The organism is Tunturibacter empetritectus (assembly GCF_040358985.1).
Taxonomy (GTDB): Bacteria; Acidobacteriota; Terriglobia; order Terriglobales; family Acidobacteriaceae; genus Edaphobacter; species Edaphobacter empetritectus.
Map to the genome: position 1 here is coordinate 1007898 of NZ_CP132932.1, position 13521 is coordinate 1021418.

Consider the following 13521-nt stretch of genomic DNA (forward strand, 5'->3'; position numbering starts at 1 on the left):
CAGACCAATCGATCACTGGGTCACCGTCAAAGTCATCGGAGCAGACTGTGTCACCGCCGTCTTGGCGCCGATAGCAGTCACATTGAAGGTATAGGTCCCTGCAGGAGTTCCATGTACATCAAGTCCGCCGCAACCCGTGATCGCCATCGCCCCGGTAAAGAGCAACGCAAGCAGAAGGCCGCTCAGCAGCTTACCGGCACGTCGCGAACGCAGCAGCGACAACCCGAGGATGAGCCCGCCCGGCAGGAAGCACAGCGCAATCCGGCTAGCGGATGGTTCGTCGGCCTTTGCAATACTCCCCGCAGTCAGCGGCGAACCTGTATCAATCGTCAGACTGATCGTCTGGTGCCCGTTCGCATCGAGTGACACCTGGTCAGAAGTAAACGTGCAGGTCGCCGCTCGCGGCAGGCCCACACATCCAAGCGACAAGACATCCGTAAAGTTCTGGATCGAAGTCAGCGTCAACTGAATCGTGTTGTGCTGCGTCGTCTTCAACTGCATCGCCGGAGGATTCAAACTAATCGTGAAGTTGGTCGCTTGAATCACCGTCAAAGACACAGCGCTCGACACCGAACCCAGATACTGCGAGTCTCCCTGATAAGTAGCGATCGGAGTGTAGGTCCCCAGCCCCAGGGTCGTAGTCAGAGTAGCAATGCCCGACGCGTTCAGAGTCGCGCTGCCAAGCGTTTTCCCCCCAGAGCTAAACACCACCGTACCAGACGGCGGCACAGCAGCATCGCCCTGCAAGGTCGCAACCAGAGTAAACGGTTGATTCTCGATCACGGGACTCGAAGAGATCGTCAGAGTATTTTTGGAAGTATGCAGCAGCACTACTTCAGTCAACTCCGGCGAGGTACCCGGAAAGTTTTGCGTATCCCCGGCATAGGTCGCAGTCAAAGTATGTGGACCCAGCGCAAGCGTTGAAACACTGAATGTTGCAAGCCCAGAGCCATTAACACTCGCCGTCCCCAAAATAGTAGAGCCATCTGACAACGTGACCAACCCCGTGGGTGGGGTTGTGCTGCTGCCAGTCACCGAAGCGGTAAAGGTAATCGGATTGCCAATCAGAGCGCCTCCCGAACTCGTCCCGCTGATTGTCCCCAGGCTACTGACCGCAGTCAGCGCAACGACAGTGCGTTGTTCTATGTTTTGCAACACAGGATTAGAGGTGCTGGTCAAAGTGTTGCTGTCGCCCTCATAGATTGCGAGCAGAATATGCTGACCAGCAGCAAGCGAAGACGTCGTAAGAGTCGCAATGCCGTTGACTCCCACCGAAGCGGTCCCGATCACCGTAGTCCCATCTTCGAAGCTCACCGGACCCGCGGGGGCCGCGCCCTTTCCAGTCACCTGCGCGGTAAGAGTCAAAGGAGCGCCCGCAATCGAGGGCGTTCCCGAAGTAGTCAGCACAGTCGTCGTGCCGCTGTTCTGTACCGTCTGGACCAGCACCGGACTACTGCTCGTCTGGCTCACGCTGTCGCCGCTATAAGTCGCAACAATCGAGTGTTGCCCCGGACTCAAAGCATTCGTCGTGAACGTCGAAGTCCCCGATGCCCCCACGATGCTCGTCCCGAGAATAACCGCCCCATCGCGGAATGTGACAGACCCCGTAACAGGCGAACCGCCACTGCTTGATACCACGGTTGTAAACGTCACTGGGGTACCCGACAACGATGGATTGCTGCTTGAAATGAGAGTGCTGGCAGTCGGTTGCAAAATCGTCTGGAGCAGAGGTCCCGACACGCTGCCAGGATGACTCGAATCGCCGTTGTAGGTCGCGATCAGCGTATGCGCCCCAATCGTCAAGTTAGACACAGTAAGCGTAGCCAGGCCACTCGCGCCGATCGCCGTCGTCCCGATACTGTTCGCCCCGTCGCGGAGGATCACCGTGCCGGTTGGTTGAGATCCCGTCCCACTCACCGTCATCGCGAACGTAACCGCGTCTCCAATCAGCGCAGGGTTTTTATTGCTGCTCAGCGTGACCGTGCTCGTCGACGGTTGAATCGTCTCCACAACACCCGGCGAACTGGCAGCACTATTATTCGCATCACCGGTGTAAGTCGCTACGATCGTATGCTGCCCGACCGAGAGACTCGAGGTCGAGAAGTTAGCGCTGCCATTCGCGGCAATCGGCGAAGAACCAAGCACCGTCGTGCCATCAGTGAACGTAACGCTGCCGGTCGGAGCAACAGTCGTTCCGCTAAGATTGGCGGTAAAGACAACCTGAAGTCCCGCTATGGAAGGGTTGCTGCTTGAAACCAACGTAAGACCAGGCGCACCTTTGTTCACCGTAATCGTTTGCGCCGGAGATGAGGAAGCTGCATCGTTCGTGTCTCCACCGTAACTAGCTGACAGCGTATGTTGGCCGAGAGAGAGATTCGACACAGACAGGCTCGCAGAACCATTTGCGCTGAGAATTGCCGTCCCGATCACAGCGGTGCCATCAAGGAACGTAACCTGTCCACCGGGGATCCCGCCCGATCCTGTAACCGTGACAGTCAAAGTCTCCGTAGAGTTCACCGTGGCGGTGATCGCGCTTACCGCCATCGAAGTTTGAGTGGTCGCGCGCTGCACCGACTCGCTCAACGGCAAAGAAAGAGCCGCATTATTGTTAGCGTCTCCACCATACGATGCAGTAATGATGTGCGTTCCTAAAGCCAGGCTCGTCGTATTGAAGACCGCAACGCCAGCTGCATTCAGCGTGACCGCCGCCAGCGTAGCCGATCCGTCATGGAAGGTAACCACTCCGGTCGGCGCAGGCTCCGAACCCCCAACCGCCGCCGTGAACGTCACATTGGCGCCGGCGCTTACAGGGTTCTGACTCGACGCGAGCGCAACCCCGGTGACCGGCGAAACAATGTGAGTCAGGCCCGCCGAAGTACTGCCGGCATCATTCGTATCGCCAAGATAAACAGCAGTGATAATGTGCTGTCCGACAATCAGCGTCGAAATACTTAACACCGCCGTTCCGTTTGCCGCCAGCGAAGGGCTGCCGATCACCGTCGAGCCATCCATAAATTGGACGGTTCCACTCAACGCTCCCGAACTACCCGCCACCGTAGCGGTGAACGTCACGGGAGCTCCAACCGGTGTCGTCGAAGCGCTCGCAGTCAGAGTGGTGGTCGTCGTTGCCTTTACAACAACCTGCGTAATCGCAGGCGACGTACTCGTTCCGTTATAAGCATCTCCGGAGTAGGCTGCGGTCAAAGTATGAGGCCCAACCGTCAGAGTAGACAGCGAAATCGTGCCAAGCCCTGCCGCGTTGATTGGGCTCGAACCCAAAGCAGCCGAGCCGTCATAGAAAGTAACCGATCCAGTAGGAGCGGATCCATTCCCCGTCACAGTAGCGCTCAAAGTAACCGGCAACCCCGCTGTGGATGGGCTTCCAGAGGTCGAAAGCACAACTCCCGTTGTCGCCTGTTGCACCGTCAAAGTCAACGAGGGAGTCGTTCCAAGGTTATTGTTATCTCCTCCATAGACGGCTGTAATCGAATGAGTTCCCGTGGAGAAAGAAGGCACCGTAAAGCTCGCGACGCCCTGCGCATTCAGAGCCGCCGTACCAAGCACCGTCGTTCCATCCATAAACGTCACAACGCCTGTAGGAACGCCTCCATTGCTCGTGATCGAAACCGTGAGCGTGTCACTCTTCCCCGCGATCGACGGGTTGGCAGACGCAATCAGCGTGCCCGACGTGACCGCCTGCTGCACCTTCTGCACAATCGTGGTGGAGATACTCCCGGCATAGATGGAAGATCCGCCGTAGATCGCAAAAATCGTGTGCTGCCCAACTGCCAGCGAGTTCAGAGTGATCGTCACCGTACCCCCGCTAACCGTCGCAGCGCCAAGTGTCGTCGTCCCATCCATAAACGTCACGGTTCCAGTGATCGGGCTCGATGGGACCGATGACTTAGGTGTGATCGTCGCATTCAGTTGAATACTCGATCCGGCGGGCGCTGTGCTCGCGTTTGAAGTGACCGCCGTCGTAGTATTGATTTGCTCGATGGTCTCCTGCACCGGCGCGGAGGAGCTAGCGCCATTGTTTGCATCGCCTCCATACACGGCACGAATCGAGTGCGCCGCAACAGACAAAGTGGAAAGAGTAAGAGCAGCCGCGCCATGAATGTCCAGGGTCAACGTACCCAGAACCGTAGTGCCCTCCTGAAAGGAAATCGTGCCGGTTGGCGTTACAGATCCGCTTCCCGTCACGTTCGCCGTAAAGGTAACAGCAGTCCCAAAAGATACATCCGGGTTGCTGGTAGTGAGGGTGGTCGCAGTCGAAGAAGCGACCACGATCTGATTGACCGTGTTCGACGTACTCGCGATCGAATTGGCATCTCCACTGTAGCTCGCCGTAATGCGATGGGTCGTAACGCTCAGCGTGGACGTACTAAAACTAGCTGCTCCCGTTGCATCCAAATTCACCGTCCCCAGGAGAACTCCCCCATCGAGAAACCTGACGCTCCCAGTAGGAACTCCCGACGTCCCCACAACGAGCGCTGAAAAAGTCACACTGACCTGCGGAGAGGAAGGATTGAGACTCGACGACAGCGCAACCGACGTCCCATCCTTGACAATCTGAGTTACGGAGGTAGAGGTACCCGGCGCGGTATTCGAATCGCCCGCATAGCTCGCCGTAATAATGTGAGTCCCACTCGCCAGGCTTTGCGTCGGAAATAGCGCCACGCCGGCGCTATTGAGCGTAGCGGTCCCAATCGTCGCCGCCCCATCAAGAAAAGTAACAATGCCGGTCGGTGTCACTCCAGTGCTCGTCACCGCGACAGTAAACGTAACCAGCGCCCCCGTGGCAGAGGGAGAGCCGCTTGTGTTCAACGTGATGGTCGATGGATCGAGCGTCAAAACCTTACCACTGAGAGTGATCGTCTGCGGACTGGTCGGCGAATCCGATGTAACAATAATCGTTCCCGTAACCGTGTTGCCAATCACCGTCGGCGCAAACTGAGCCCCGATGATGCAATTCAAAGCCGAAGCCATCGCCACGCTGGTCGAGCAGGTTGTAGCAACAGGATCCAGCTGCGTATTCACTCCTGGATTCAGACTGGAGATATTCAGTGGCGCGTTCCCATCGTTTTCAAGCTCTTCATCCTGTGTTGCCGAAACGCGTTGCACCCGGATCGTCGGAAAATTCAGAACCGCATTGATGCTCTTGACCAGGCGTATCCGATTGTGGAACACATCGCTGACATAAAGATTTCCCGATCCATCGAGCGCCATTCCATAGGGTCCATACATGCCCGCTCCAGTCGCCGGCCCACCGTCGCCACTAAAGGACTCCTGATTGCTGCCCACCACCGTATCGATCTCACCTGTAACAGCATTCACCTTACGAACTCTGTTGTTGCCTGCATCGGCAATATAAATATTTCCTGCCGCGTCGATCGCTGTCGCCGCCGGACTATCCAGCACAGCAGCGCTCGCTGGGCCGCCGTCGCCCGCGAACCCCGAAGTTCCATTCCCCGCAATGGTTGAAATCGTCCCATCCAGCGCGACTTTACGCACGCTGTGATTGTTCTGATCGGCGATGTAAATCTGGCCATCAGGACCAACCGTCACACCCCACGGTCCGTTTAGACTCGCGCCTACCGCCGGCCCTCCATCCCCGGCATAAGCTGCCACACGGTTCCCCGCGAACACAGAGATAATCCCGGTAGAAAGATCCACGCGCCGGATCAGATTGTTTCCACTGTCCGCAATATAGAGATAGCCTTTCGCCGGATCGATCGCAACTGAATCAGGCGTATCCAGGTGGGCATGAATTGCAAGCCCGCCGTCGCCCGAGTACCCTTGTGCTCCCAGAACGCCCGCTATCGTCGTGATCACTCCCGTAGCCGCGCTCACCCTACGAATCGCATGATTATTGCTATCGGCAAAGTAGAGATTGCCCGCACCGTCAAGTGCAACCGAAGTCGGCAGGCTGACCGAAGCCAGCGTCGCCAGGCCTCCATCGCCGCTGTTACCTGCGCTGCCGTTCCCAGCATAGGTCGACATCAGCTGCGTACCCGCATCCACCCGCCGAATGCGATTGTTGCTCGAATCGGCAATGAACATGTTTCCCGCCGGATCCACCGCCACTCCGAATGGAAGAAAGATCGGAGAAGACGTAGCTGGCTGCCCGTCTCCACGGTAGATCCACGACACATCCCCGGCGACCGTACTGATGATGCCAGGAATAAACAACGCAAGCGGGCCGCCACCCGTCGCCACCAGCCACGTATCTCCTAGCGGCAATCCCGAAGCGTCAAATAGAGCGACCGCACCAATATGCTGTCCAGGATATTTAGGACTGAACGTAACCGGAAAACTGCACGTCTGCCCCACAACAAGTGTACTTCCCGTCAAACAGGAGCCAGCCCCCGAAATAGCAAAATCAAGATTGGCAACTCCTCCAGTAAGTGCGCTCACCTTCCCCAACTGACCATTCGCCGTCACGACAACCGATACCGTCTGAACAGCGGACGTGCTTCCAACCGCCGTCACCCCCGGCAATGTCACAGGAGAGGCGTAAGCGTGAGTCGCAGGAACGCCAAACAGGATAAGCGCGAAGCAGAAGTATAACTTCGCTGTAAACCGAGACCGTCCCTCGCGGCGTGTACAAGTTGGGAGGATCAGATCACCGAAGCGGCAGAAAAAGTTTCTATCAAATCGAACAGGAGCGAGCATGTTTTACCTCAGGAGCTCAACGGAGATAAGGTTGCGACGTGGCTCCAAAGTCGGGGAAGAAACGCCAGAGATCGCAAGATGGAACACTGACCCTTTGGTAATCATGACTTTAGGTTTTTTCGTAACAATGGGACATTACCCGTAAGTTGCACGAGATCTGCGACAAAGGCTCACAAGCCTCTATCGCCAGTCGCCGGATCTGCCCCCAGTTCGCATCACCTACCCGAGTTACTCGAAGAGCCTAGGCCTTCCCACGCATCTTCGCTGCCCACCAGCGCGACCCCACCAGCAAAAATCGCCAATCCTTCAGAAACTCCGGCGGCTTCCCTTCAATCGCATGCCCTACAAACTGCAGCAGCCACCCAAAACAGAACAGCCCAACTCCCACCCACAGCAATCGGTGCCACACAATCGCTGCCATCATCACCGGCAGCGACAGCATAATAATCGGTATCCCAAACGTATGAGTCAGCCTGTTCAGCGGATGCTGGTGGCTCTCCGAATACTCCGCAATCCAGCTCTCCCAGCTACGTCCACCAAGCATGGCGACACCATACGCTCGCCTCCTCACCGCCCGCAATCAAAATCCTCCACATCATGGCCAAGCGGCTTTTCCCGCCTCGCCGCCGTCAAACCTTAAACATCCACATCGCAAGCCTCTCAGGCGAAGCGACGGGTGAAGGAGCAACTGTCAGCATGGCTAAAGAGTGGATCGAGAATCTCGCCCAGGACATCAAGCAAAAGTCCCACGAAGCAGCCGAACAATACGGGCGCTCCCAGCACCAGGCCGGCATCATCACCACTCAGGGCAAACCCTTCTTCACCACCCTCGTCCTCACTCTCGAACAGGACATCACCGAGATCAAGCGCCAGCTTCAAGGCGACGTCACTGTCTCCGACACCACCATCCAAACCATCAAGCCCGCAGAGATCAAACTCACCCGCAGCCGCTTCCCCTGGTTCGACGCCCTCATCACCCACCAGGACTCGGTCATCCTCCTCGACTACGCCAAAGGCCTAGGCATCGCCGGCGACCCGGCCATCGATCGCAAAACCCGGCACTTCGCCTTCCAGGTCACCGACGACGACGCCCTCTACCTCCAGGACTCCTTCGGCGACAACCCAAAGCGCTTCCATCAACCCGAAGATCTCTCCAGGCAGATCGTCCAGATACTCTTCGAAGTCTAGCCGCGCTCGCTCCCGCCGTGCATCACTGCCACTGGGTGCTGTGCCGCTCCAGCCACCAGCACGCCTCATTCCCCTGCTGCGGAAAGATCGATCGGCTGCACGTCACCGGAGCTGTGCCCATATAGTCGTACTCCACCTTGCTGCCCTTCAACGGAGTAGCCAGAAACTGGTTCACCTGCACCACCCCGTAAGCCGTCCCATGCGAGACGCGCACCCGCAGCACCGCCCAATCCCCCACCCACAACGCTCCGGCCGCAACCGCCAGCGCCACCAGCAATCGAACCACCCGCCCACTCCATCGTCCCATCAGCCAAAGTATGGCACAGAGACGAAGTAAGCTTTGCGGCCAACGAGCCGATAACTCCTTCAGCGAAGACCGTGAACTCCCCCGCTTCGCTCAGGAAGTCGGCCTGCGTTCGGAGCCATGCGTTGCGTTCGACCAAGAGAGAAGAGAGAGCAGAGGATCGAATGAAGTTTAAAGAGTCATTGACCCGTTTGATCCTGCTCACCACGCTCTCTCTGCCATGTCTCCCGGCCCATAACGCACACGCACAAAGCTCTCCCACCGCGACCCAACAGCTTCAGCTCTCCACCTTCGCCGGAGCCACCGGCACCTTCACCAACCTGGCCGGCGGAAAGAACCTCGACATCACCGCCGGCGCCGACATCACCCTCCTCGCCTTACGCCGCCTCCACCCCGCCGCCGAGATCCGCGGCTCCTACCCCATCGACGAAGGCACCACCAGCAGCCAGAAAAACTTCCTCCTCGGCCCCAAGATCGACTATCCCCTCGGCCGCCTCCACCCCTATGCCAACTTCCTCATCGGCCGCGGCGCAATCGACTATCTTAGGGGCGGCTACATCTTCGGCAACTTCCGCTACCTCAACTCCAACACCCTCGTCCTCTCCCCCGGCGTCGGCCTCGACTACAGCCTCACCCATCACCTCGCCGTCAAAGTAGACTTCCAGTATCAGCACTGGAACACCCCCGCCGTCCCCTCCGGCAGCATCCATCCCAAAGCCACCACCCTCGGCGTCGTCTACCTCTTCGACTTCAACCCGCACCATCGCCACATGATGTAGCCGCAACCCAAGTTATAGAACCGCCCTCATCTTATGTAGTCGCGACCCATAATCTGTAACGACCGCGGCTTATGAAGCGCACCACTTCGCCAATATTCTCGAAACAAGCCGCGCCCAAATCGTCGCCCGCGCAGAACCATCACCCCTTGTTGTCATCTCCGAAGGGGATCTGCGTTTGCCTCTGCCTTTGCTGTTGTCGCTGCTTTGGCTTGTACTTTTGTTGTCATCCCCGTAGGGGATCTGCCTTTGCCTTTGCCGTTTCCGCTGCTTTTGCTTGTCCCTTTATTGTCATCCCCGTAGGGGATCTGCCTTTGCCGTTTGCCATCGAGAATCGAGGCTTTCCGAGCTAGAGAGAATCTGTTTCGCTTAAGGGCACGGCTTCAGCCGTGCCGCAAGAGCCAACGCACGCAAGCAACACCTCTCTGCGAAGGCTGGAGCAAAGCCCGAAGCGCGAAGCGACATTACATTGCCGTTGCCGTTGCCTTGCCCTCCTCGCCGACTGTCATCATGCGTCTTTCCGATGCCACCCCAGGGGGGCTTTCTCCTCACCCTCACTGCCACCAGAAAACACCTCGTCCTCCAGAACAAGCCCACCCAAATCGCCACCCTCTGGACTCGCCCTCTGCCATAGCGTATCTTTTTGCCGGAAGTCAAAATTCAAAACAACCGGAGAGAAATCGATGACCCGCTTAACCCGTCGCGTGTTCCCGGCACTTGCTGCATCTCTCGTCTTCACCCTTTCTGCCCCATCCATCATCGCCCAGGAAGCCACGCCCGGTCCCACCTGGTCGCAGGAAGATACCCTCCGCATCGTCCAGCAGGTACAGAAAAAGCTTGCCGGCCTCTCCAACCTCGGAGTCTTCGACTGGCTTACCTTCGGCATTCACGGCAAAACGCTCGTCCTCAAAGGCTACGCCTCCCGCCCCGTCCTCAAGAGTGACGCCGAAAACGCCGTCAAAGGCATTCAGGGCATCGACTCCGTCGACAACCAGATCGAGGTCCTGCCCAACTCCCCCATGGACGACCGCATCCGCGCCGCCGTCTACAACCGCATCTACACCCAGCCCTCGCTACGCAAATATAACGCCAACCAGGGCAACATCGGCCGCGCCATCGGGCCCGGAGCAGGAATCGCGCTCGCCGCCGGCGGCATCACCAACACCCCACCTATGGGCTTCCACGCCATCCACATCATCGTGAAGAACGGCAACGTCACCCTCTACGGCGTCGTGCTCAACCAGATGGACTCCTCCATCGCCGGAATGCAGGCAAACTCAACCCCCGGCGCCTTCAGCGTCGACAACGACCTCATCGTTCAAGGCTCCGCCTCCAAACCAAAAGAGAAATAATAACTACTCCAACCCTCGTCCGAATGCGGGAGCCGTCTAAAACCGGCTCCCGCATCAAACGAACCCAAGCCCCCAGAAAGCACATTGTCATTCTGAATGAAGTTCCTCACGCTTTTGTAAGCAACGCAATCGAAGAACCCGCAGCATTTGCATTTACTGTTTCCTATTATCAATAGCAGCTTTAATCATTCATGCGTCATCAGCGGCTTTAATCATTCGTGCGTCAATAGCGGCTTCAATCATTCGTGCGTCATCCTGAGCGTAGCGAAGGATCCCCGTATTTCGTCTTTGCATTTGCCTGTGTCTTTTTTGTTGTCATCCCCAAAGGGGATCTGCGGTAGAGTCTGTTTCGCTTAAGGGTAACGCTTCAGCCGTGCCGCAAGAACCAACCCCCGCAAGCGGCACCTCTCTGCAGAAGGCGAGGTCCGCCGTGAGTGTTCTTCGCTCGTTAGGGTGTCATGCCGGAGCAAAGCCCACAAGGGCGGAAGCGAAAGATTGCTATTGTCGTCCTGGCAAATTTCTGTCAAGCCCCAGAACCACCTAAACCAAGCCCACTCAACAAGATGCACGTGGCGCATTAGTTACAGTCAAATCGCTATAATAAAGAAAGGAAAAAAGTCCCCGCCAATGCGGGGCTTTGTGCTCTTAACAACAGGAGGGTCAGCCAGCTAACTCCTTTGATTGCACGAATCTGCAGGTAACTCATTTAGAATGAATATTTTGGAGACACAAACACCACGTAAACCATTTATAAAAAAAGACTTACACGCGGGTAATAGGGGGGGTAGCACCCCTACAAATTGAACAGCTCCCGCAGGCGTTTGGTTTGGGCGCGGCTCACCGGAATCTCCGTCTTCTGAGAGTCGTCCATCCGCAGCTGATAGCTGGACTTGAACCACGGCACCACCTCCCGTATGTGCTGAATATTAACCACATACGACCGGTGCGCCCTCCAGAACGTCTCCGGATCGAGCTGATCCATCAGTTCCTCGAGCGTCCTGCAGTTTGAGTGTCCCTCCACCGCCTTGGTCACCACGCTGATCGTTCCCTCCTCGATCGAGGCAAAACAGATCTCGCGCTGATCCACCAGCAGCAACCGGCTCTGCGCCCTGACGATCACCTTGCCGGAGTTGCCCTTCGGTGCCTGCGTCTGCTCCTCGACCAGCCGCAGCAGCGCATCCAGTTTGGCCCCGGTCTCTAGCCCCAGCCCCCCCGGGCCTGCAGGTGCCACCTTCCGCGCCTGCGCCTTCTCTATCGTCTGCATCACCCGCTTTCGATCGAAGGGCTTCAGCAGATAATCGATGGCATTCACCTCAAAGGCGCGCACCGCATATTGATTGAATGCAGTAGCAAATACCACATCAGGCATCGGAACCTTCCGGTCCAGCAGCTTCTTCAGCACGCCAAAGCCGTCAAGGCCAGGCATCTGAACATCCAGAAACACCAGATCCGGCTTATGCGTCCGAATCAGCTCCACCGCTTCAATCCCGTTGGTTCCCTGCGCCAGAACCTCAACCCCGCCCGCGCGCTCCAGCAGATACTGCAGCTCCTGCCTGGCCAGAGGTTCGTCATCGATGATGAGTGCAGTCAGGGACATGCTCGCAACTAGTCACTATATACGCGCAGTCGCGCCGGCGCATGGTCCTCGGCCAGATCGTGCCCGCACTGCGTGCAATACACATCCGTAATCTGCACCCCGCGGAAGCAGCGGCCGCACACAGGAGCCAGTTGAAACTGGCACTGCGGACAGAAGTGCACGCTCGAGGTAATCTCCGTACTGCAGTGCGGACAAGGCATCAGCATCGGCTGCCGCAGCAGGAAGTACACCACAGCTCCGATCCCGCCCGGCAGCACCACCACAATCAGCATCCACAATCCTGCCGGCATTCGCCGCCGCCGCACATCGCGGCTCACATACCCCACCAGCAGCACATAGCTCGCAAACGCCGTCCCCCACGAGTATCCCATCAGCAGCCGCATCGGCAGCAGCTCATGCTTATGGTGCGGCAACACGCCATGGAACAGATACTGCACCGCCCCAAACACCAGGATGGCCAGCACCACCGACCAGGTCGGTATCATGCTCAATTCATCATCACCCCCTGCCAGGGTGCCTTGCGATCTCTCCGACTCCTGACCCCAAAACCTCATCATCCAGCCACCTCGCGCTTACGGGCACGGTGAAACAATACCAAAGCGAGCAAAGCCATCGACACAGGAAAGAACCACAAACAGAGAACTAAAAACTGATTACTCGCATCGGGAACACCGGTCGGTGTCACGTCGTACGCATCCAGCGCGCTCCACACGGCAGTATAAATAATAACAAAAAGCGAGGAGCAGATTGCCAGCGGAATCCAGAGGCTTCGAATGCGATTGCGCCGCGCTGCAAGAGCCTTCGCGCGCTCCCGGACCACACGATGAGTTCGATTGACCACCGACGCACGAGCGCCCATCCGCAAATCCGTCACTTCGTCCCGGAGAACCGATCCAGAAGCGTCTTGCGACAACGGTCTCTCGAAGGCGTCGCTCATATCCCAACCTCTGCATGGGACCGAGAGGATCGAAGCTGCTCCATCTCCGGCTTCAAAGTTGCCAGGCCGCGATAAAGCCTGGACTTCACCGTCGATAAGGGAGCCCGGGTTACAGTAGCGATCTCTTCCAATGACAGTTCTTCATAAAATCGAAGCACCAGAACCTCTCTATAGCTGGGTTCCAGTTTGAGTAAAACCTCGCCGACCTCAGCGCAGTTTTCGCGGGATTGAAACTGCTCGAGCGGGGAAGGTCCTGACATCGCGACCTCAAAAGGACGATCGTCATCTTTCCCTTCACTCATCTCGTCGAGACTCGCCATCACGCGTTTTCTCGACAGGTCTATCACCAGATTTCTCGCAATAGTAAAGAGCCAGGTGTCGAAGCGTGCTTTACCGTTGTACTGCGCTCCCCGCAGTAGAACCCTCATCCAGGTCTCCTGAAAGAGATCCTCGGCAACTTCACGCTTCCCTGTAAGGAAGAGCAGATAACGAAGAAGACGGTGCTGATAGAGCTCAATAAGCGTATCCAGAAGTTCCGGACTCTGCCTCTTTAACCCCTGAGCAATCGCCGCATTCTCGCTTGAGGTTTGAGCACCAAGCGTTGAGGCGAGCGAGATGGAACCATTTTGCACATTGCTAGAGACGTTCTTCGAGTCGAACAAGACTCGCTTTTTGCCCACACGGTTCATAAA

The 13521-nt window shown here is 57.2% G+C and carries 10 protein-coding genes; 3 read left to right on the forward strand and 7 right to left on the reverse strand.

What is annotated here, in order from left to right; translation table 11 throughout:
• Nucleotides 1-12: 12 nt before the first annotated feature.
• Nucleotides 13-6675, reverse strand: coding sequence for an Ig-like domain repeat protein (locus RBB75_RS04120; RefSeq protein ID WP_353069631.1), 6663 nt, complete (start codon nt 6673-6675; stop codon nt 13-15).
• A gap of 241 nt (nt 6676-6916) precedes the next feature.
• Nucleotides 6917-7246: an Mpo1-like protein gene (locus RBB75_RS04125; protein ID WP_218884718.1), complete on the reverse strand. Its 330-nt coding sequence runs from the start codon at nt 7244-7246 to the stop codon at nt 6917-6919.
• Between the two features lie 26 nt (nt 7247-7272).
• Between RBB75_RS04125 and RBB75_RS04130 the strand changes: the two genes are divergently transcribed.
• Nucleotides 7273-7863 (forward strand): hypothetical protein, encoded by a 591-nt coding sequence (locus RBB75_RS04130; RefSeq protein ID WP_353069632.1) that lies wholly within the window; start codon nt 7273-7275, stop codon nt 7861-7863.
• Between the two features lie 22 nt (nt 7864-7885).
• On the opposite strand, the gene RBB75_RS04135 is transcribed toward RBB75_RS04130, so the two are convergent.
• Complete coding sequence (locus RBB75_RS04135) at nt 7886-8149, reverse strand: hypothetical protein (RefSeq protein WP_353069633.1); 264 nt, start codon at nt 8147-8149, stop codon at nt 7886-7888.
• Nucleotides 8150-8331: 182 nt separating this feature from the next.
• Between RBB75_RS04135 and RBB75_RS04140 the strand changes: the two genes are divergently transcribed.
• Both RBB75_RS04140 and RBB75_RS04145 read left to right on the forward strand, forming a co-directional pair.
• Entirely contained in the window at nt 8332-8946 is a 615-nt protein-coding gene (locus RBB75_RS04140) for an outer membrane beta-barrel protein (RefSeq protein WP_353069635.1), read from the forward strand.
• Nucleotides 8947-9626: 680 nt separating this feature from the next.
• The gene (locus RBB75_RS04145) at nt 9627-10295 is read left to right on the forward strand and encodes a BON domain-containing protein (RefSeq protein ID WP_353069636.1); all 669 of its coding nucleotides are present in this window, start codon (nt 9627-9629) and stop codon (nt 10293-10295) included.
• A 793-nt stretch (nt 10296-11088) separates the two neighbouring features.
• Here RBB75_RS04145 and RBB75_RS04150 read toward each other — a convergent pair.
• From RBB75_RS04150 to RBB75_RS04165, 4 genes are read right to left on the reverse strand one after another with little or no spacing between them, the layout of a single operon-like run.
• Complete coding sequence (locus RBB75_RS04150; protein WP_353069637.1) at nt 11089-11892, reverse strand: LytR/AlgR family response regulator transcription factor; 804 nt, start codon at nt 11890-11892, stop codon at nt 11089-11091.
• An 8-nt stretch (nt 11893-11900) separates the two neighbouring features.
• Nucleotides 11901-12449: a zinc ribbon domain-containing protein gene (locus RBB75_RS04155; RefSeq protein ID WP_353069638.1), complete on the reverse strand. Its 549-nt coding sequence runs from the start codon at nt 12447-12449 to the stop codon at nt 11901-11903.
• Nucleotides 12446-12829: a hypothetical protein gene (locus tag RBB75_RS04160; protein WP_353069639.1), complete on the reverse strand. Its 384-nt coding sequence runs from the start codon at nt 12827-12829 to the stop codon at nt 12446-12448. The genes RBB75_RS04155 and RBB75_RS04160 overlap by 4 nt, the downstream gene beginning before the upstream one ends.
• The gene (locus tag RBB75_RS04165) at nt 12826-13461 is read right to left on the reverse strand and encodes an RNA polymerase sigma factor (protein WP_353070356.1); all 636 of its coding nucleotides are present in this window, start codon (nt 13459-13461) and stop codon (nt 12826-12828) included. Before RBB75_RS04165 ends, RBB75_RS04160 begins: the two co-directional genes overlap by 4 nt.
• Nucleotides 13462-13521 lie beyond the last annotated feature (60 nt).